Raw genomic sequence first — 20676 nt, 5'->3', positions numbered from 1 at the left:
ACAAGAATTTTTATAATGTTTTGAGTTTTGATATGTCTGACGAGTTGTTGATTAACGTCACACCGATGGAATGTCGTGTGGCGTTGATTCAAAACGGTACGGTCAATGAATTATTTGTTGAACGCACCGTGAAGCGTGGGTTAGTGGGCAATATTTATAAAGGGAAAGTTGTTCGCGTGCTTCCGGGTATGCAGGCTGCTTTTATTGATATTGGATTGTCGAGAACGGCTTTTTTACATATCAATGATATGGTCTGGCAGCGCAATCAACCGACCCCGAACGTTTTTGAGCTGTTACAACCGGGGCAAGTACTCACCGTACAAGTCATGAAAGATATGTTGGGTACCAAAGGTGCACGACTATCGACTGATCTTTCAATTCCTTCCCGTTACCTCGTTTTAATGCCATATGGCAGTCATACCGGTGTTTCACAGCGCATTGAGTCTGAAGAAGAGCGTGACCGCTTGCGTAGCATGATTGAACACATTCAAAAGGAACACAACTTACCGGGTTCAGTCATTGTTCGTACTGCTGCTGAAGGTATTCCTGAATGTGAAATTGCGCAGGACATGGCTTATTTAGCAAAACTGTGGGAATACATTCAACGTAAACAACGCAGTATTGTCGTACCTTCTCTGATTTTTGAAGAGCTGCCTTTACCACAACGCGTCATCCGTGATTTGGCTAATGAAGAGACGTCTAAAATTCAGGTCGACTCACGAGAAGTACATGGCAAATTGCAAGAGTTTGTCCAAGAATTTGTACCGAGTATGCAAAATCGCTTACTGCATTATCCGGGTGAGCGTCCAATTTTTGACTTGTACAATGTCGAAGAAGATATTCAGAAAGCCTTACAGACACGTGTCGCACTTAAGTCTGGCGGCTATCTGATGATCGATCAAACTGAAGCGATGACCACGATTGATGTCAATACTGGCTCCTATGTTGGTGGCCGTTCGCTTGAAGACACTGTGTTTAAAACCAATATGGAAGCCACACAAGTTATTGCACGTCAGCTCCGTCTACGTAATTTGGGCGGGATTATCATTATTGACTTCATTGATATGCAAGAAGCACATCATCGAGAAGAAGTGATGAGCCAGTTTGAGAAAATGCTTGAGCGCGATCATGCTAAAACCAAGATCACTCAAGTATCTGAGCTGGGTTTGGTGGAAATGACCCGTAAACGCACCCGTGAATCTCTGGAGCATCTGCTTTGTGATTCTTGCCCGACCTGTCAGGGGCGTGGTTATGTGAAAACGGCTGAAACAGTTTGCTATGAAATTTTCCGTGAAATCTTGAGATATGCACGTGCTTATGAATCACAAAGTGGTTTCACTGTGGTGGCACATCCGTCGGTGATTGACCGATTGTTAACTGCTGAAGCACCTGCGGTAGCTGATTTAGAGCACTTTATTAGTCGTGTGATCAAGTTCCAAGTAGAAAATTTATATACGCAAGAGCAATACGATATCATTCTGAGCTGAAATTGTAACAGAATATCGTTAAACACTTGTTACAACTGAGATTTTACTTTTGAACTGTTATTTTGAATACTAGACACATCAAATAGCCAAAGCCGTTTTCCCGTAATGAACTTGAAAATGGCTTAGCAAAAAGAGGTGTATTATGGGTGTTAGTAAAACAGTAATGAAAAGTGGTCTTAAAACTGTCGTTGAAACAAAAGCGATCCATTCAGGTTATATCGTGGATGAGCGTGGTAATGAAGTTCAAATTACAGCGTCTATGATTCGCTCTGCTTGTCATCAGTTACTTAAACAGTGCCGAGCAATTAAAGCTTAAATATTGAAATATAAATAATAATGTAATCCAGAGGGTTAAAGCGCTAACGCGCGATTCTAAATTTATTAATGCGCTAAAATTTTATAAAGAATGGAAAATAAACTTAATTATCAGTGCATATCTACAAGTCGTAATTAAACAATAACAACGGATTTGTTCACCTAAATTTTAGCTTATACACATAAATTGCTCCAAAAATCACTCAATGTTCAGAAATTAAAAAACCGTCTAGATTGTTTAATTTAGACGGGTTTTTAATTTTTTGGATGGTTCAATCTGCTGATGAACTGATACTAAGTTGTGAAGCAGGCGGTTAGCTAACCGCCTGTAACTTTGGGGAATCTTGGTTCACAATAGCTTCAAATCGTTGAATTTCTTCTTCCAAATGCGTTAGTAAATTTTGCATTTTGGGAAGCGCATTACGACATGCGGTTAGACCCACTTCAAGCTTATCTAAATAGCTAGTCATGGTGATATTAAGCGCTTGACCATCCAAAACAATGGACGCAGGGTAGAGCGCTTCTAAACGTGCACCATTCCAATATAACGGCTCTTGTGGGCCGGGAACATTTGAAATCACCAAGTTAAAGGCCTGACGTTTTGGCATAAAGCCTGATGCAATATTTAAACCTGCTGCGCTGTAAACGAAAGCACTGTAGTTTAAAATTTGATTCGAGTTCATCCGCTTAAAGCGTTCTTTGGCATTGAGCACACTACGACGCACAATCTTCAAGCGTTCTAGCGGATCTTCTTTATGGGTTCCTAGGTTTGCCAAAATCATGGTAATACGGTTAGACATATCTGAATCATCGGTACGAACAGATGCAGGCACCATGGCAATCAATGGCTTTTTAGGTAAAGCATTTTGTGTAATTAAATACTCACGTAATGCACCTGAACAAATTGCGAGCACAATATCGTTAATTGTTACACCAAGTGACTTGGCAATATGTGACAAACGTGAAAATTCAAAAGACTGAGCAGCGAAACGACGTGAAGAACTGACCCGTTGGTTTAATATTGAACTCGGCGCTTGGAAGCTAGATACATAATCTGGGTTACGCCCCATATCTTTCATTACAGTTTGTGATAGTTCATACAAAACTCGTGGAGTTGAGTCAAGTTGTCCCTTAATGGTTGATAACAAACTTTTCATACGACTGACTTTAGGCTGTTTGAGGCGTTTTGCACGAGGGCCTTCCACACACCATGGCGGTACAATACTTTTAGCATCTGGGTCATGCGAAAGTGATTTTTCAACTAAACGCATACCTGCAATGCCATCGACCATCGCGTGGTGGATTTTGAAGTACATGGCAAAACGATTGCCTTCAATGCCTTCAATAATATGGCAAGTCCAAAGCGGTTTTGCACGGTCAATCAGCGCACTGTGTTCTTGTGAAATATAAGTCAGAAGTTCACGGATACGACCGGGATGCGGCAGTGCGATATGGCGGAAGTGATGATCTAAATCAAACTCTTCGTCTTCATCCCAAAAGAAGCCGTTGAGTTTATTGTTAAAAGGAGGAATAGGAATGGATTTTGAATTACGAATATCTGCGACTAAATCTTGAATAAAAGTATCAGGTGCATTGTCAGGGATCTGAAATAAAAATAGGCCACCTACGTGCATCGGTTGTTGCCGTTTCTCTAAATTTAAGAATATGAAATCAATAGGATGTAATGGACGCATAGCGTTGATTGCCTCACTGCAATTTCTACAGCTGCTCATGTATGAGTAGCATTGTTAGAATTATTAAATTGTCATTTGCAGTATAGCGTTTTTACGTTGAAATGATACGGAATTGTGTGTATCGATGCGTTGAAAAAACCACTGCTGTGCAGTGGTTTTGTGCTCTTTATTTTTTCATATTGCCTGCGTGTAAGCCGCATTCTTTATGGGTTGCATCTTCCCACCACCAGCGACCTTCACGTTCGTGTTGATTCGGTAAAACAGGTCGAGTACATGGTTCACAGCCTATCGAAATAAAGCCACGTTCGTGTAGTGGATTATATGGAATTTCCATTAGACGGATATAGTTCCATACATCAGCACTAGACCAGTTTGCCAAAGGATTGTATTTAATTAATTGCTTGCCCGGACCTGAAAAACCTGGGTCAGCTTGTACTACTGGAATTTCATTACGTGTGCCTGGGCTTTGGTCCTTACGTTGACCAGTGATCCAGCCATCTAAAGTGGCTAGTTTTTTACGCAAAGGTTGTACTTTGCGGATACCACAGCATTCTTTATGTTCATCTTGATAGAAGCTAAAAAAGCCCTTTTCTGTTACTAGTTTTTGTACCGCATCACTTTCTGGGAAACAGATTTCGATATCAATTTTATAATGTTTACGGACAGTATCTAAAAATTGGTAAGTTTCAGGGTGTAAGCGACCGGTATCTAAACTAAATACACGAAATGGAATCCCTAAGTTCGATGCAAGATCTATCAGTACAACATCTTCTGCACCAGAAAAGGAAATCGCAACTTCACCTTGCTGGCTTAGCGCAAGTTTCATAATCTCAGAAGGTGATTTATCTGCATATTCGGATGCAAGTGCATCGACAAGGTCAATAGTAGGGATGGTAGTCATGAATGTCCTGGCTATAGGCTTGGAACGTTAAAACCTATATTAATTTATTTCAGAACTATTTTAATTGAAATGCTAAAACACACTTATCACTAAAAAATAGATACTTATGAAAAAAATAGATTTAAAAAAGAACAATGCATTTTTTTATTCTTCCGCTATGATATTGAAAATTTTTTTCACTTAACAGAGGGTAGAGTGCATGGAAGTCGTTTGTTTAGATCTAGAAGGGGTTTTAGTACCTGAAATTTGGATTAATTTTGCGAAAAAAACAGGCATTAAAGAACTTGAAGCAACGACTCGTGACATTCCAGATTACGATGTGTTGATGACTCAGCGTTTAAATATCCTAAAACAACACGGTTTGGGTTTAAACGATATTCAAGACGTAATCGCAGATATGGGGCCATTTGAAGGTGCAAAAGAGTTTGTAGAGTGGGTACGTACTCATTTTCAATTGATTATTCTTTCAGATACCTTCTATGAGTTTGCACATCCATTAATGCAACAACTTGGTTGGCCAACGATTTTCTGTCACAAGTTAGAAACTGATGAAAATGGTATGATCTCAGCTTATAAGCTTCGTCAACCTGATCAAAAGCGTAAAGCCGTTCAAGCATTGCATGGGTTAAACTTCCGTGTGATTGCAGCAGGTGATTCTTATAACGATACGACGATGCTTGGTGAGGCGGATGCGGGTTTCTTATTTGATGCGCCTGACAATGTGATTGCTGAATTTCCACAGTTCCCACCAATTCATGGCTATGATGCACTAAAAGAAGCGATTCGTAATGCTTCAGTTCGTGATATTCCAGCTTAATTCTGAATAGCAAATTATAGAAAAGGGCGCTTATAGCGCCCTTTCTTGTTTAATCCAAAGTTTTTAAAGCAACTTAGAAACGGTAACCAATTTTCAAGCTATAACCAATTGCATCGTTATCTTCAAAGTTTGCAGCATATTCATCTGTACCGAAATGACTTGCAACTTGTGATTTTGCATCACCTAGCCAGAAGTACTTAACACCGGCTTGTACAAATGTTTGTGGTGTTGGACTAAATTGTCCACCTAAACCGAGGCTCCAATAACCTTCTGTTGGGCCAAGAGTCGATACAGGGTTGCCAGCCCCAGAGTCCCAACCAACCATGACTGTGCCAGCCCATTGTTCATTAAACTTACGTCCGACACCCACATTCGCCGAAATTTGATCCTTCTCGTAGGCAACTAAATCAAAGCCACGTGGGTCACCAATTACTTTGTTTGTTAGAGCAGATGCTAATTGACCAAATTTATTTGGGCGTATTTTAAATTCCGACCAATCTACCCAACGCAATTGAGCAAATGCTACTGTATTGGCCATAATCCCCGTTTGAAAATCTAAATTTACAGACTGTGGTGTGGTTACATCAGTTTTACCCTCTTTAAATTCATAACCATCTACCATAGGTTTAATACCACCTAAGCCGCCCATCAGGGAGTTAGCTGGCATAACTTCATCAGGAGTTACACTATGCTCAATCTCCGAGCGGTAAGTAACTGATGCTTTAAGTGCAATTTCCGGTATTTGAAAAGCAAAGCCAGCAAGCCAACCAACAGAAGAATCTTCTGCTATACGAGCTTCATAACCATTAAATTTATCTTTAGTACCTTGAATTGTGGAATTCAAACTGCAAGCGCTAATCGGACAGTTAACTCCTCCAAATGGACCATAAGCAGAACCACGTAAAGTCACATCACCTTTAACTGTCTGATAAACTGGACCTGCATAAATATTCCAATTTTCATTTGGTTGGTATCCAAAAATAAATGATAAATTTTGTGTATTTACATCAACGGATGTTGCTTCATCTCCGACAGTAAATGCGCCAACTTCATTGGTTTTGAGTGAAACACTATCGGTTTGGCGTTTATCATTTGTTGAATATTTTGCTTTAGCACCAAAAGGCTGGTCGTAAATTAATCCAAATGAAACATTATCTGTCATTTGTACTTTTAATGCAGCATTGTAGAAATGATAGCTCTCTGCCATATCACCAAGTTCAGTACCTTGAATTGATTTTGCTGTATTTGCACCACCACCTGTAACTGTATAATTATCTTTTAATTTGCCAGAAACATCGGCATCTAAAACTGAAATCCCTGCTTCAAAATAATTACCCGGTTGTAAAAATGCAGAAATTGACTGCCCAGAGCGATCCATTGCTGCTGCAAAAGCCCCTGTCATTGGTACGCTGGCAAATAAAATGGCACTTGTTAATGCTTTTAAGTTCATTTTTCTACTTTCCTAGTATAAAAAACGCGTCAATGCGTTAATAAAATTTAAAGATATGTAATTTTTTTAATCATATCTTGCACCAAAAAATAGCATAATAAAAAAAAGAGTAAAGACTCTAAATTTGAACTTAGGGTAAAAAAAAGCTGTTGATTTTAAATAATTAGAATAAATACTTTAATAATTTTTAGATAAACTATTGTTATTAAATATATAAAATAAATATCCATTAAATTATTGATATAAAATCAATTGTTTGAAAAATAAGCAACTTGTATAAAATTCTAAATGTATTGTGTGAAATGGGTCACATGCAAAAATAAAAAAAGCCCCATATAGGAGCTTTTAGTTTTTTAATTCTTAGAAGCGATAGCCAATTTTCATGCCATAACCAAGCGCAGTATTGTCTTTGAATTCGCCAACAACTGTACCGCCAGTTTGCGCTTTCGCATCTCCTAACCAGAAGTATTTCACACCAGCTTGAATGAAATAGTTCTCAGCAGGGCTGTATTGACCGCCTAAACCAACACTCCAGTAGCCTTCAGTTGGGCCAAGTGTTGTTACAGGGTTACCTGCACCAGAGTCATAACCCACAGCTGCAGTACCCGCCCATTTATCATTGAACTTACGAGAAATACCTGTAGTGATTGAGTACTGATCGTCAGAATAATCAATTAAATTGTTGCCGCCTGAACGTTGGAATAATGCTTGTGGTGTTACTGCAAATTGATCCCAATGAACCCAACGAAGGTTAGCAAAAGCTAAAGTGTTTGCAGCAATACCAGTTTGTAAATCTACGTTTACAGATTGCGGTGTAATTGCATCAACACGAGCGTCAGCTAAACCGATCGTAGTACCTGTAGGTAGAGTAACACCAGGAGCAACAGTCATAGGAGATGAAAGCGTATAAGTTTCTTCACCAGTTGCTTTGTGCTTGATTTCTGAACGATACGTTACAGAAGCTTTTAAAGCAATTTCTGGAATAGAGTAGGCGAAACCTGCTAACCAACCATATGCTTCTTCTTCAGCAATCTTGATGTTATAACCAGAAAGGCCTTGGTAAGCTAAACCACGGAGTTTGATATCTGCTTCAACAGTTTGCCATACTGGACCTGCATAGAAGTTCCAGTTCTCTGTTGGTTGGTAACCAATTAACGCTGTTAGGTTTTGTGTATCAACTTCAACACTTGTACCCGTGCCGTTTGAACCGAAGAAAAATGAATTGCTGTCGTATGCTGCATCTGCACCATACGGTTGATCATAGATCAAACCTAAAGAAATTTTATCAGTCGCTTGTACTTTAATTGCTGCTGAAGGGAAGTAGTAGTCTTCACCCATGTCATCAACTTTATTTTTCAGTAAATCTTGACCTTCTACTTTTGGGTCTAAAATAGAAATGCCAGCTTCTGCGTAGTTACCAGGTTGTAAGAATGCTGAAATAGACTGACCTGAACGATCTAGACCCGCTGCAAATAATGATGCTGTTGGTAAAGCGGTAAGTAAAATTGCGTAGCTAAGGTGATTTAAGCGCATACTTTTCCCTGTTTGTAACTTTTGATGTTATTTCAATGTGTGGAAAGTAACATAAATAGAAAAACAGTAAATAAGAGTTGCTACTCTAAAAATGAACTGTATAAGTTAAAAAATAAGCAATGCTAGAGTAATTATTCTAGAAGGTGTTATTTATGTTTATGATTTATAAATAAAAAAATAGAGTATTTAACTTAATGTTTATCTTTGAACTTAAGAAATTCAAATGCTCAATCTATGAACATTTGAATTAAATTATTTTTACAATAGTAGATTGGATATATTTCCAATCTACTAATACCGAGAATTAGAAGCGGTAACCGATTTTTAGACCGTAAGCCCATGCATCGTTATCTTCAAATGATGCTACTGATTCATTTGTACCAAACATTGATGCAGGTTGTGCTTCAGCATCACCTAACATGAAGTATTTAACACCACCTGCTATAAAGTAGTTAGGCGCTGGGCTGAATTGTAAACCTAAGCCAACGTTCCAGTAGCCTTCAGTAGGACCAAGTGTTGATACAGGGTTGCCTGCACCAGAATCCCAACCTACAGAAACGTTACCAGCCCATTGTTCACTCAATTTACGACCTATACCAACTGTAGCATTGATTTGATCGTCAGAATAAGCAACAAGGTCAAATCCACCAACAGGACCACGACCAAGGGCACCTAATGTTTCAGATGCTTTACCAAAAGCGGTTGGGCGAATTGCAAAATTTGACCAATCTACCCAACGTACATTTGCAAATGCGACAGTGTCGGCCATGATACCAGTTTGAAAATCAAGGTTAACAGACTGCGGTGTGGTGATCTTAGTGTCAGCACGCGTTGAAAAAGCACCGCCTAGTAGAGCACTGCTTCCAGTTTCAGTGGTTGCAGCTTCGTGATCAATCTCAGAACGGTAAGTAATAGATGCTTTTAAAGCAATTTCTGGGATTTGGTAAGCTAATCCTGCCAACCAACCAACGGCACTATCTTCTTTCATATTTGCATTATATAAACCGAGAGCTTGGTTTGCGCCATATGCAATACCACGTAGTTGAACATCGCCTTTTACTGTTTGATAAACACCGCCGCCGTAAATGTTAAAATTTTCAATTGGCTGAAAACCTAAGATCATCGAGATATTTTGGGTGTTAACTTCGACTTCAGTCGTTTCGCCCATTAGTTGGAATGCGCCTGGGTTACCTGCGACTGGCAATGTTTTATCTGTGGCACTATATTTAGCTTCTGCACCAAAAGGTTGATCATATAGTAAACCAAAAGAAAAATTATCAGTAAGTTGTAATTTTAATGCTGCTTGTGGAAAATAGTAATCACCCGCCATGTCATCTAGTGATGTATTAGCAAGAGCTCCTAATGTTGGATTGCTTGCAGGAGCAGTGCTGTTCATCTTCCCAGAAACATTCGGATCTAAAACTGAAATACCTGCTTCAAAATAGTTCCCTGGTTGTAAAAATGCAGAAATAGATTGCCCTGAACGATCTAGTGCTGCTGCAAAAGCACCTGTCATTGGAACTGAAGCAAGAATCATGGCTGTAGCTAAAGTTTTTAATTTCATTCTTCGTCATTCCTTGAGATACGAATTTGATTTTTATGGTTACTGCATATATTCGTTATGGAAAACTTTTTAATACTCTTGGGCTTAATTGTTACTCCATGTGACAAAAATAGCACAATTAAAATAAGAGTAAATGCTCTAGATTAAAAAATATGATTGAAAAACGAACTATTTAGAGTAAATGTACTAATTAATACATATAACATTTTGATTATTATTTAATATTTTTAGTTACTGCATTATTTTCTAAACCTAAAAATAATTGAAAATATTTTGATATGGGCAGTCATAAATTGATTTTTTTGGCCTTATAGACCACGCCATGTGTCGTTTTTTGCATTGACAAATAGATGGTTAGGGAATCTAAAGGTGCTATTCAATTCTTCTTAAAAACAAACTCTCAAGAGTAATATCAGTAAAAACAAAGATTAAGTTAAAAAAATCAGAGATGAATTTTGAATTTGAAATGTAAAAATTGGATTTAAGAATTCTGAATTTAGTTTTATTGATAAATGTGAGTTGAACAAATCAGAGAGGTGAGGTGTCTAAAAAATTGTGCGCTCTGCGGGACTCGAACCCACGTCGGTCGCTTAGGAGGCAACTGCTCTATCCGGTTAAGCTAAGAGCGCAAGACGGAGGCTAATGTACTCCTATTTTAGCTAAAAAAAAAGTTATTGCCGAAACAATAACTTTTTAAATTACTTAGTCTTTATGAACTTCATTGGGATCAATGTCGCTCAAATCTTTAGGATTAAGATAGTTAAACATTAATAACATGACTGTAATCCAAACAGGGATCATCAGAACTGATTCCATAAAGCCCTGAGTCCACATAATAAATAGAACTAAAGCAATAAAGATCAGAACGATGTAGTTGCTGACTGGTGCCCAAAGTGCGGGATATGATGTTGTAAAATTCAAAATACGTTTTGCACGACGGAACTGTAAGTGAGTCATGGTAATCATCGCCCAGTTCAGAACAAGCACACCAACAACCACATACATTAAGTGACCAAGCGCATCTTCAGGTACGAAGTAGTTTAAGAGTACACAACCGAAAATCAGTAGTGCAGAAAGTAATACTGCTGGAATTGGCACGCCACTTTTGTTGGTTTTTGCGAAAACTTTTGGGGCATTACCTTGTTTTGCCAAGCTGTAAAGCATACGGCTATTGGCATACATACCGCTGTTATAAACAGACAGTGCTGCAGTTAAAATAATGAAGTTAAGTAAATGTGCAGCCCAATCAATACCCAGTTGGCTAAAGATCATCACAAATGGACTTTTGTCTAGACCACCTAGTTCAAGCTGATTCCATGGCACAAGTGACAATAGAATAGTCAAAGAACCCACGTAGAAAATCAAAATACGAAATACAACTTGGTTAATCGCTTTAGGAATAGTTTCTTTGGGATTTTCAGCTTCGGCCGCCGCCATACCGATCAGTTCAATACCACCGAAGGCGAACATCAAGAAAGCCAGCATGAAGAATAAGCCTTCAAAACCATTTGGGAAGAAACCGCCCTGACTCCATAAGTTGGTAAATGATGCTGTTGAGTTGGCATCTGCCGTCAGTAGCAAATACAAACCAAATACGATCATCGAAATAACCGCAGTGACTTTAATAATCGACAGCCAAAACTCTGATTCACCATAAAACTTCACATTACCTAAGTTTACTAAAGTAATGATCACGAAGAAGAATAGTACAGATGCCCACGCTGGAATATGAGGCCACCAGTAGTTGATGTATTTCGCAACAGCGGTGAGTTCTGTCATTGCCACTAAAATATAGAGAATCCAGTAGTTCCAACCTGTTAAGAAACCTGGAAATTTCCCCCAATATTTATATGCAAAATGGCTAAATGAACCCGCTACAGGTTCATGGACGATCATTTCACCCAACTGACGCATAATTAGAAAGGCGATCAGACCGCCAATGGCGTAGCCGAGAATAATGGATGGTCCAGCAGATTGAATCACATGCGCTGAGCCCAAGAATAAGCCTGTACCAATTGCACCACCCATGGCAATCAATTGAATATGACGATTCTTTAAGCCACGCTTGAGTTCGGAGGAATTGGTAGTCAAGTTACTCTTCCCGAGAATGGTTTAATTTTGGTAATTGTAATGTATAGAGAATGAATAGCCTAGTAGCTCAAAATTGATGAAAAATATTTATAGGTTTAATAACCTATTTTTCGTTTTAAATGCTAAATTAAAAATTTATGAATCAATAGATTAATTTTATTTTAATTGAAATTCTGATGCTTGGCTTTATATGGAAAAGGTATCGAATGTTGTTTTTTTATACTTAAGTCATGTGATTGTTAAAACTTCAATTAAACATTGTATGATGCAAAAGCGCAGAAAAGAACGCTCTGCCAAAACACAATGATAAAGATTAAGGATTCAATAAAAATGAGTTTTGCTCCCCAAATTAAGATTCCAGCGACTTATATGCGTGGTGGTACTAGTAAAGGTGTATTTTTCAAGCTAGATGATTTGCCGCTTGCGGCACAACAAGCTGGAAAAGTTCGCGACCAACTTTTATTGCGTGTGATTGGCAGTCCAGATCCTTATGGCAAACAAATTGATGGGATGGGGGGAGCGACTTCAAGTACCAGTAAAACCGTGATTTTGGCAAAAAGTTCACAGCCTGAGCATGATGTAGACTATCTATTTGGACAAGTGTCGATTGATAAAGCATTTGTCGACTGGAGTGGTAACTGCGGAAACTTAACGGCAGCGGTTGGTGCATTTGCCATTTCAAATGGTTTGGTTGAGGCATCACGTATTCCTGAGAATGGTTTGTGTACGGTTCGTATTTGGCAAGCCAATATTCAAAAAACCATTATTGCGCATGTACCTATTACTGATGGTGCAGTACAAGAAACCGGTGATTTTGAACTAGATGGTGTAACCTTCCCAGCAGCCGAAGTTCAAATTGAATTTTTAGACCCCGCAGATGATGGTGAAGATGGCGGCGCTATGTTCCCTACAGGGAATTTGGTCGATACCTTAACCGTACCCGATGAAGGCAGTTTCCCTGCAACATTTATTAATGCAGGCATTCCAACCATTTTCTTAAATGCAGAAGATATTGGTTATGTCGGCACTGAACTGCAAGATGCGATCAATGGTGATGCCAAGGCATTGGCCCGTTTTGAAAAAATCCGTGCTTATGGTGCGCAGCAAATGGGTTTGATTTCAGATATTGCTGAAGCAGAACAGCGTCAACATACCCCAAAGATTGCATTTGTTTCAAAGCCGAAAGCCTATACATCTTCGAGTTCTAAACATATTTCAGAACAAGATACGGACTTATTGGTTCGCGCCTTATCAATGGGGAAACTGCATCATGCCATGATGGGCACAGCGGCAGTTGCCATTGGTACAGCTGCGGCGATACCGGGGACGCTTGTGAACTTAGCCGCGGGTGGTGGGGAGCGAGAAGCTGTGCGTTTTGGACATCCATCTGGGACGCTACGTGTAGGTGCGCAAGCAATTTATGAAAATGGGCAGTGGGTCGTTAAAAAAGCCGTGATGAGCCGAAGTGCGCGTGTCTTAATGGAAGGCTGGGTGCGTATTCCTGCGGATAGTTTAGATTAAGCATTTAACATCTCATTTGAAATCAGCCTCTGCTTTGCAGGGGCTTTTTTTTGCCTTTATCTTTTATATGAATAAGCAAATCATGAATTGGTATATATTTTTATATAATATGAACTGCATTTAATATTAGAAAGTTTCTGTGATTTATGTCAGATTAATTTTGTTAGCATTTTGCGTAGCTTTACCCTGAAAAAAAGTAGCGAAACCATGCTTAAAAAAGACTTAATAAAATCGGACCTACCTACTGAACAATTGGCTGTATTAGAAGCGTTGCCAATGCCTGCTGCGTTATTTTCTGCGACAGCTGAGCTGATATGCGCCAATCAAATATTTAAACATCGATTTCAGTCAGACTTACAAGAGATCGTATTAAATCACGTGTCTGTGATGCAGCAAAAAACCAAAGCCACAAGTTCTGAGTTTGATTTACGCTGTTTAGAGAACGATAGCATTGAACCCTTTATGTATAGTGAAAATGAACGGCATTATTGGTTTACGCTCAAACCAAAGTTTCAACAAAGTGGCGATTTGGAACATGTGTTGTTGTGCTGTGCGGACATAACGAATTTAAAGCAATTCGAATTATCGCTGTTGAAACATAACCAACAACTCGAACAACAAGTTTATTTTGATTATCTGACAGGGATAAAAAATCGACGAGGTTTTGATTTAGACCTTTCTCAGTGGCAAAAAAGCTTCGCGGTTGAACAAGCCGATGAAATTTGTTTGATGATGCTCGACTTAGACAATTTTAAGCAGATCAATGATATCTACGGCCATGCGTTTGGCGATGAGGTTTTAAGAAAAAGTGCGCAGCTTTTAAGGGGGAAAATTAGTCAACTCGCAGATGCACAAATATATCGCATGGGTGGGGAAGAGTTTGCAATGATTTTGCCACGCACGGCTATATCGACTGCATGTTCGATTGCACAACAATGTTGTGAGCAAATCTATGCTTCTTCGATGAATTATGCAGATAAAGCTTTACAACTGAGTATCTCATGCGGAGTGGCCTTGTGGGATGGAACAGAGTCATTTTTTGAAACATTGGCACGTGCCGATCAGGCTTTGTATCAAGCCAAAAAAGGCTCGAAAAATTGTACCTGTTTTAATGATGGACAAAATGTGGCGCTATTTGAGGAAACGACATTTAAAAAACCATCAGACTGTGGGAAAAATACATAGATTTAGGCCGTAACATAGAGAAAGATTTGAGAAAGCAGTATGATGCAACAGGTCAAAATTGACAGAAAACATTGGCAGTCGATTTGCTAATGAACGAAGCAGTTAAATATTTAAAGTATTTGAGGTGAATGTGTCTTCTTTAACAGACGTTTCCACACATGCCCTGACAGAAGCGCAGCAGCGTATTCAGCAGGATTTACTGACAGCGCTTGATGCATTTTCAATTCCAGAACCCTTAAAAGGGGCGGTGTATCATGCTGTGATGTTGGGTGGAAAACGCGTTCGACCGGCACTTTGTTATGCAACAGCAGCATTAAAACCCAATACCAATTTTGCAGCCGTACGCCGTGCTGCGGTGGCGATTGAATTTATTCATTGCTATTCATTGGCACACGATGATTTGCCGTGTATGGACAATGATTTACTTCGTCGTGGTCAACCAACTTGTCATGTGGCTTTTGGTGAAGATACGGCTTTACTTGCTGGCGATATTTTACAATCGATGGCTTTTGAAGTTTTAGGCAGCCGTCTTTTTGATCAAGGCCCAGCCGTTGAAGCACCGATTATTTTGAAGCAAATGCAAATTTTAGCGACTGCAACTTCAAAAATGGTTAATGGACAAGTTCTAGACTTACAAGCGGAAGGCAAGCATGTCAGTCAGGATGAACTAGAAAACATTCATCGAAATAAAACAGGTGCTTTAATTTCTGCTGCAATCATGATGGCGGCAGTGACGATATTTAATGGTACAGACCAAGCTATTCCTAAACTCCGCGAGTTTGGTCTAGCGATTGGTTTAGCCTTTCAGGTGCAAGATGATATTTTAGATATTATTGCTGACACTGAAGCATTGGGTAAAACAGCGGGTAAAGATCAACAAGTGGATAAATCCACATATCCTGCGTTGATGGGTCTCGATCAAGCGCAAGCTTATGCAGAAGAATTACATGCACAAGCGCTTCAAGCTTTGGATTATTTTGCAGAAGATGCGGCAGAATTACACAAGATCACGCAGTTTTTATTAAAACGTCAAAGTTAATATGACGCAGTAAAAGACCTCAGCCCACACATGTAACATGTTGTGGGCTTTTTTAAATCAAGTACATTTGGAACAGAAGTCAATAAACCATATACGGAATAGCTAAATGGATGACATGATAAAAAACAAAAAAGGACGCTAGGCGTCCTTTTTTGCAGATATTAAAACTTAGAAATTAAATTTAAGTGCTATTGATCTTAAATACTTTCTTTATAGATACGATCTGCTTCTTCAAATTTTTCAGTGACTTCAGCAGATGGCGCTTTGCCCATTAAGCTCACAATGATGATTGCAATGAGTGAGCAGATGAAGCCCGGTATAATTTCATAAACGCCTGTATCGCCCCAGAGGTTTTTCCATAGAATGACCATGACTGCACCAACCACCATACCGGCTAAAGCACCATTGAGTGTCATACGTTTCCAGAACAATGACATGATAATCAGTGGGCCAAATGCAGCACCAAAGCCTGCCCATGCATATGCTACGAGACCAAGGACTTTAGAGTCAGGATTACCCGCCATATAGATCGCAAGCAACGCAATCATTAACACCATAATACGGCCGACCCAAACCAATTCTTTTTGTGAAGCATTTTTACGTAAGAATGATTTATAAAAGTCTTCAGTTAATGTACTTGAGCAGACTAAAAGCTGACAGCTGAGGGTACTCATGATCGCAGCTAAAATCGCAGCCAATACGATACCTGCAACCCATGGGTTAAATAGAATTTTAGTCAATTCCATAAAGACCGTTTCAGGGTTTGCTGTAACGACACCTGCCAGTTCTGGATGCTGTTGGAAATAAGCAATACCGAAGAAGCCTGCTGCAACTGCGCCACCGAGGCAGAGCGTCATCCATGTCATACCAATACGGCGTGCATTGGGAATCGATTTAACAGAATCAGCTGCCATGAAGCGGACTAAGATATGCGGTTGACCAAAATAGCCTAAGCCCCATGCCAATAAAGACATGATTGCGACAAAACTTAAGTCAGCAAATACATTCATCGCTTGAGGGCGTGCTGCTTCTAGTGCCAGAGTGAACTGGCTTAAATCAGAGAATGACAACATGACCACGATAGGGGTAAGTAGCAAGGCAAAAATCATAAAGCCCGCTTGAATGGTATCGGTCCAACTGACAGCAAGGAAGCCACCAATAAACACATAGCTCACCGTTGCAATGGCACTGATCCAAAGCGCAGTGCTATACGACATACCAAACATACTTTCAAATAATCGAGCGCCAGCAACCATGCCTGAAGCACAGTAAATTGCGAAGAAAATCAAAATAATCACAGCAGACACGATACGTAAGATTTTCTTTTGATCGTTAAAACGATTTGAGAAATAGTCAGGTAGGGTCAAGGCATTATTTTGAACTTCGGTATGTACCCGGAGACGACCTGCAACAAGTAGCCAATTGAGCCAAGCACCGATGATCAGACCAATTGCAATCCACATTTCAGATAAACCCGAAAGGTAAATCGCACCCGGAAGACCCATGAGCAACCAACCACTCATATCCGATGCACCTGCAGAAAGGGCAGTGACAAAGCTCCCTAATCGGCGGCCACCTAAAATGTAGTCAGAAAAGTTACTGGTCGCACGGTATGCAAGTAAACCGATCACGACCATGGCGACAATATAAAAGAGAAAGGTAATTAGGGTGGGATTCAGGGAGCTCATACGGTATCCGCTTTGGCGTTGGACAATTGCGTTTAATTAGGGGACTCAATGGGATTTGCCTAAACCAAGTAGGTGAAATCGAACGATAAGTCCTAAAACGTCAAAAAAATAACGTGAAATTTAAACATAAATTGACAAACTTTGCCTTCTTTTTTGTTTTGGGCATAAAAATGGGCCGTAGATCACGACCCATTTTAATTAATGCGGAGATTTAGTTATTACGTCCCATCACACCACGAATCGTATTCAGTACATCCGCAGGTAATACCACAGTTTTGGCATTATTAGATTTAGCCATATCTTGCATGGCTTTGACGTATTGTTCACCCAGTAAGTACGCAACTGGAATTTCTTTATCGCCGACGGCTGAACTCACCATTTCAATTGCACGCTGTGAAGATTCTGCCAGTACCACTTGAGCTTCTGCATCCCGACGAGAGGCTTCTAAACGACCATCAGCTTCTAAAATAGCCGCTTGTTTTTCACCGTCTGCCTTGGTCACAGTTGCACGACGTTGACGTTCAGCGGCCGCTTGCTCTTCCATCGCAGCTTGCATGGTATGAGAAGGTTTAATATCTTGAATTTCTACAGTTTTAAGTGTAATACCCCAGTCAGAGATATCATCAGAAATAGCAGCTTTGAGTTTAGCCTTAATATGATCACGCGATGACAGTGCATCATCGAGGTCCATTTCACCAACAATAGACCGCAAAGAGGTTTGAACTAAGTTTTGAATCGCCCATGTGTAGTTTTCAATACCATAAACTGCTTTTTCAGGCGTGGTTAAGTTGATATAAGCCACAGCATTCATCAGCAGTACCGCATTGTCACGTGTGATCACTTCCTGAGAGGGAATATCTAACACGATATCTTTGGTTGTGACTTTATAAGCCACTTCATCGACATACGGAATCACAAAGTTCAGTCCCGGATTGAGCGTGGTATGGTATTTACCTAAACGCTGAACAATCCATTTATAACCTTGGGGAACAATACGGACACCTTTAAAAATGGTGACGGCTACAAAAACTAAGAGCGCTAAAAAAACAATAGAAACACCAGACATGTCATTTCTCACTTATTTATGGATTGTCAGTGGGGTGGTTGCTGCTGTGCAGTTGGACGACTAAATCATTGCCTAAAATATCGGTCACGCGAACACGATCACCGACTTGAAGTGCATCTTGGGTACGGCAATGCCATTCGTCTGAACCTAAAACAGGCATCGGGAAGCGAACTTTAACGCTGCCATGATTGAGCTGGGTTTGAATCACCATACCCACTTGGCCAATCGTCGCTTCACGCGACAGACCTGCTTTGGTTTTATCAATTGATAAAGGCTTAATAAATTTGAACCACAAAAATGTGCAAAGCACGGCAAAAATAATCCAAACCACAATTTGGACATTAAAGTCCATGGATGGAAAGATCCAATATAAGATCCCAACCAAAATTGCAGAAACGCCAAACCATAGCGCAGCAAAAGACGGCAAAATTAGTTCAAAAAGCATCAAAGCGACGCCCAATACAAACCAGTGCCAAGGTTCTAAAATAAATTCCATACATCTACTCTTATATAAGGGTGAATTGATATAGATGAACCAGTATCTATATCAATGTAGCAGATGTATAACTCAATGAATATAAAAAAAATCGTTGAATTATATTTTCGCTTTTGGTGCTGGTTTAAAGGCCGCAGGGGACTGTTTAAAGTTATCGATCGCCTTAATAATGCTATTCACTTTGAGCTGTGCGGCTTTTTCACCTTCTAAAATCGTCGCATTGCTCGACTTCAAATCGAGTGTGCCGATATGTCCCACTTTAGGTTGAATCACGAAATTAGCATTTTTCAGTTCTTCATTAATACTTTGTTGTCCCATGATGTTAATGGTTTGATCGAGTAAACCAAACATGCTTACGGCTTTGCTACCGTCAGGACGCGCAGAAATATCAACCGCAATCACGATATCTGCACCCATATCACGTGCCGTTTTCACCGGAATCGGGCTGACTAAGCCACCATCGACATATTTCACCCCTGCAATGGTTGCAGGTACAAATACATTTGGAATGCTGCACGATGCACGTACCGCTTGGCCTGCATTACCACGGTTAAATTCAGTTTTACTGCCATTATCCAAACGGGTGGCTACAGCAGCAAAGCGTTTTGGAAACTGTTCAATTGATTTATTGCCGACGTTTTTATTAACAAAGTCTTGCAATTTTTGCCCTTGAATAATGCCTTGGCTATTTAAGGTTAAGTCACGAATATCAGACTCTTTAAAGTTCAGGGCCAATTGCTGCATTTGATAAGGCGTTTTACCGCTGGCGTACAAGCTGCCAACAAAACTACCCGCACTGGTCCCAGTCACAATCTTAGGTTTAATACCATGTGAATCGAGTACTTTAAGCACACCAATATGTGCAAAACCTTTGGCACCGCCGCCACCGAGCGCAATCGCGATCACCGGTTCACGTGCTTTGGCAGGTGTAGGTGTCGTGGTCGCAGGTGTTTTGGTTGCAGAATCACAGCCAGTGAGTGCCAATACAAAGAGGCTAGGAATCAGGTATTGCAAAAGTTTCATGGGTGAAATCTGATGGTTAAATATACAAAGTGCACATCACATCAAAAAAATAGCCATTTGACTAGGGCTTTTTCCAGTGCTTTTGTAACGGCAATGCCAACCATTCGGGATTTTTCGGGGAAAATTTGCCATCATAAATCTTCAAAATTTTTTCAAGATCAGTTTCAAAATCTCCACTCGGTTCAAAAACACCCAAGCAATGAATGGTTTTCTTTGCATAATCAAAGCTAAACATCACAATAGGTATCTGTGCTTCATAGGCAATATAGTAAAAACCACTACGGATTTTATCGGCTTTTTTTCGTGTTCCCTCAGGTGCCATTCCAATCCAAATTTGATCTGTCGCTTGGACAATCTCAGCAATTTCACGCGTAAGCCCATGTGGGTTTTCACGCTGCACTGGGATCACGCCGACCCAATCCAAAAGTGGTTTTAAGGGGGTATCAAAAAGGGTGTTTTTGCCAAAAATGGTTATTTTTATCCCGATTCCAAGCAAGGCGAGAAAGCCGTGCCATGCATCTATATTAGAAGTATGCGGAGAAATGATCGCTACAGCTTTGGCAAGGTTGGGAAATTCGCCGTCAAATTTCCATCCTTGTGCCAAAAAAAGTTTTTTAAAAATTGTTCGGCTCAGGATGGAACCGCGTGATGGAACTTGATCGGGCAAAACTGGAAATAATTGAGTCTTTTGATTCATTGCATATTCTTATATAAGTGAAATCCATTTTTGATGTGATGCACATTTAAAAGTACGGTATCAGCATTGACCTTATCTTAGGTCGATGATTTTTTTAGATCATTGGCAA

General features: G+C 39.8%; 17 protein-coding genes and 1 tRNA gene. 6 read left to right on the top strand and 12 right to left on the bottom strand.

Annotated features, from left to right (window positions below):
• Nucleotides 1-32: 32 nt before the first annotated feature.
• The gene (gene rng, locus FTU22_RS00470; RefSeq protein ID WP_180035510.1) at nucleotides 33-1487 is read left to right on the top strand and encodes a ribonuclease G; all 1455 of its coding nucleotides are present in this window, start codon (nucleotides 33-35) and stop codon (nucleotides 1485-1487) included.
• A gap of 142 nt (nucleotides 1488-1629) precedes the next feature.
• The gene (locus tag FTU22_RS00465) at nucleotides 1630-1803 is read left to right on the top strand and encodes a PA1571 family protein (RefSeq protein ID WP_180092273.1); all 174 of its coding nucleotides are present in this window, start codon (nucleotides 1630-1632) and stop codon (nucleotides 1801-1803) included.
• Nucleotides 1804-2116: 313 nt separating this feature from the next.
• On the opposite strand, the gene FTU22_RS00460 is transcribed toward FTU22_RS00465, so the two are convergent.
• Together FTU22_RS00460 and FTU22_RS00455 are read right to left on the bottom strand one after the other, a co-directional pair.
• Nucleotides 2117-3496, bottom strand: a complete 1380-nt coding sequence (locus FTU22_RS00460) for a wax ester/triacylglycerol synthase family O-acyltransferase (RefSeq protein ID WP_180035511.1) — start codon at nucleotides 3494-3496, stop codon at nucleotides 2117-2119.
• Nucleotides 3497-3662: 166 nt separating this feature from the next.
• Nucleotides 3663-4397, bottom strand: a complete 735-nt coding sequence (locus FTU22_RS00455; protein WP_168379034.1) for a phosphoadenylyl-sulfate reductase — start codon at nucleotides 4395-4397, stop codon at nucleotides 3663-3665.
• Between the two features lie 199 nt (nucleotides 4398-4596).
• Between FTU22_RS00455 and thrH the strand changes: the two genes are divergently transcribed.
• A complete protein-coding gene (thrH, locus tag FTU22_RS00450) occupies nucleotides 4597-5214 on the top strand; it encodes a bifunctional phosphoserine phosphatase/homoserine phosphotransferase ThrH (protein WP_180077308.1) in 618 nt (205 codons plus the stop codon).
• Between the two features lie 73 nt (nucleotides 5215-5287).
• On the opposite strand, the gene FTU22_RS00445 is transcribed toward thrH, so the two are convergent.
• The 5 genes from FTU22_RS00445 to FTU22_RS00425 form a co-directional block, all read right to left on the bottom strand.
• Complete coding sequence (locus FTU22_RS00445) at nucleotides 5288-6664, bottom strand: OmpP1/FadL family transporter (protein ID WP_180024054.1); 1377 nt, start codon at nucleotides 6662-6664, stop codon at nucleotides 5288-5290.
• Between the two features lie 360 nt (nucleotides 6665-7024).
• Entirely contained in the window at nucleotides 7025-8197 is a 1173-nt protein-coding gene (locus FTU22_RS00440; protein WP_180092270.1) for an OmpP1/FadL family transporter, read from the bottom strand.
• Nucleotides 8198-8501: 304 nt separating this feature from the next.
• Nucleotides 8502-9761 carry an OmpP1/FadL family transporter gene (locus FTU22_RS00435; RefSeq protein ID WP_180092267.1) on the bottom strand — a complete coding sequence of 420 codons (1260 nt, stop codon included), beginning with the start codon at nucleotides 9759-9761 and terminating at the stop codon, nucleotides 8502-8504.
• A gap of 556 nt (nucleotides 9762-10317) precedes the next feature.
• Nucleotides 10318-10390: transfer RNA gene (locus FTU22_RS00430), tRNA-Arg, on the bottom strand.
• Nucleotides 10391-10463: 73 nt separating this feature from the next.
• Nucleotides 10464-11852 carry an amino acid permease gene (locus tag FTU22_RS00425; RefSeq protein ID WP_180092264.1) on the bottom strand — a complete coding sequence of 463 codons (1389 nt, stop codon included), beginning with the start codon at nucleotides 11850-11852 and terminating at the stop codon, nucleotides 10464-10466.
• A gap of 330 nt (nucleotides 11853-12182) precedes the next feature.
• Here FTU22_RS00425 and prpF point away from each other — a divergent pair, with 330 nt between their 5' ends.
• The 3 genes from prpF (at nucleotide 12183) to FTU22_RS00410 (ending at nucleotide 15597) form a co-directional block, all read left to right on the top strand.
• Nucleotides 12183-13373, top strand: coding sequence for a 2-methylaconitate cis-trans isomerase PrpF (gene prpF, locus FTU22_RS00420; protein WP_180035516.1), 1191 nt, complete (start codon nucleotides 12183-12185; stop codon nucleotides 13371-13373).
• Between the two features lie 207 nt (nucleotides 13374-13580).
• Nucleotides 13581-14558 carry a GGDEF domain-containing protein gene (locus FTU22_RS00415; protein WP_180092261.1) on the top strand — a complete coding sequence of 326 codons (978 nt, stop codon included), beginning with the start codon at nucleotides 13581-13583 and terminating at the stop codon, nucleotides 14556-14558.
• Nucleotides 14559-14688: 130 nt separating this feature from the next.
• A complete protein-coding gene (locus tag FTU22_RS00410) occupies nucleotides 14689-15597 on the top strand; it encodes a polyprenyl synthetase family protein (protein ID WP_180004317.1) in 909 nt (302 codons plus the stop codon).
• A gap of 197 nt (nucleotides 15598-15794) precedes the next feature.
• Here the strand turns inward: FTU22_RS00410 and putP are convergent, their stop codons facing one another.
• The 5 genes from putP to FTU22_RS00385 all read right to left on the bottom strand — a co-directional run bounded on the left by putP (nucleotide 15795) and on the right by FTU22_RS00385 (nucleotide 20567).
• Nucleotides 15795-17285 carry a sodium/proline symporter PutP gene (gene putP / locus FTU22_RS00405; protein WP_078193047.1) on the bottom strand — a complete coding sequence of 497 codons (1491 nt, stop codon included), beginning with the start codon at nucleotides 17283-17285 and terminating at the stop codon, nucleotides 15795-15797.
• A 211-nt stretch (nucleotides 17286-17496) separates the two neighbouring features.
• On the bottom strand, nucleotides 17497-18351 hold the full coding sequence (locus tag FTU22_RS00400; RefSeq protein ID WP_078189969.1) for an SPFH domain-containing protein: 855 nt from the start codon (nucleotides 18349-18351) through the stop codon (nucleotides 17497-17499).
• A 16-nt stretch (nucleotides 18352-18367) separates the two neighbouring features.
• Nucleotides 18368-18847 (bottom strand): NfeD family protein, encoded by a 480-nt coding sequence (locus tag FTU22_RS00395; protein WP_078189968.1) that lies wholly within the window; start codon nucleotides 18845-18847, stop codon nucleotides 18368-18370.
• Nucleotides 18848-18946: 99 nt separating this feature from the next.
• On the bottom strand, nucleotides 18947-19870 hold the full coding sequence (locus FTU22_RS00390) for a patatin-like phospholipase family protein (RefSeq protein WP_180092258.1): 924 nt from the start codon (nucleotides 19868-19870) through the stop codon (nucleotides 18947-18949).
• A 61-nt stretch (nucleotides 19871-19931) separates the two neighbouring features.
• The gene (locus FTU22_RS00385; protein ID WP_180092254.1) at nucleotides 19932-20567 is read right to left on the bottom strand and encodes a 1-acyl-sn-glycerol-3-phosphate acyltransferase; all 636 of its coding nucleotides are present in this window, start codon (nucleotides 20565-20567) and stop codon (nucleotides 19932-19934) included.
• Nucleotides 20568-20676 lie beyond the last annotated feature (109 nt).

It is taken from the genome of Acinetobacter sp. YH12076, from assembly GCF_013419525.1.
Lineage (GTDB): Bacteria > Pseudomonadota > Gammaproteobacteria > Pseudomonadales > Moraxellaceae > Acinetobacter > Acinetobacter amyesii.
Note: the sequence above shows the minus strand (reverse complement) of the source record. Positions and strands in the feature narration are given on the sequence as shown.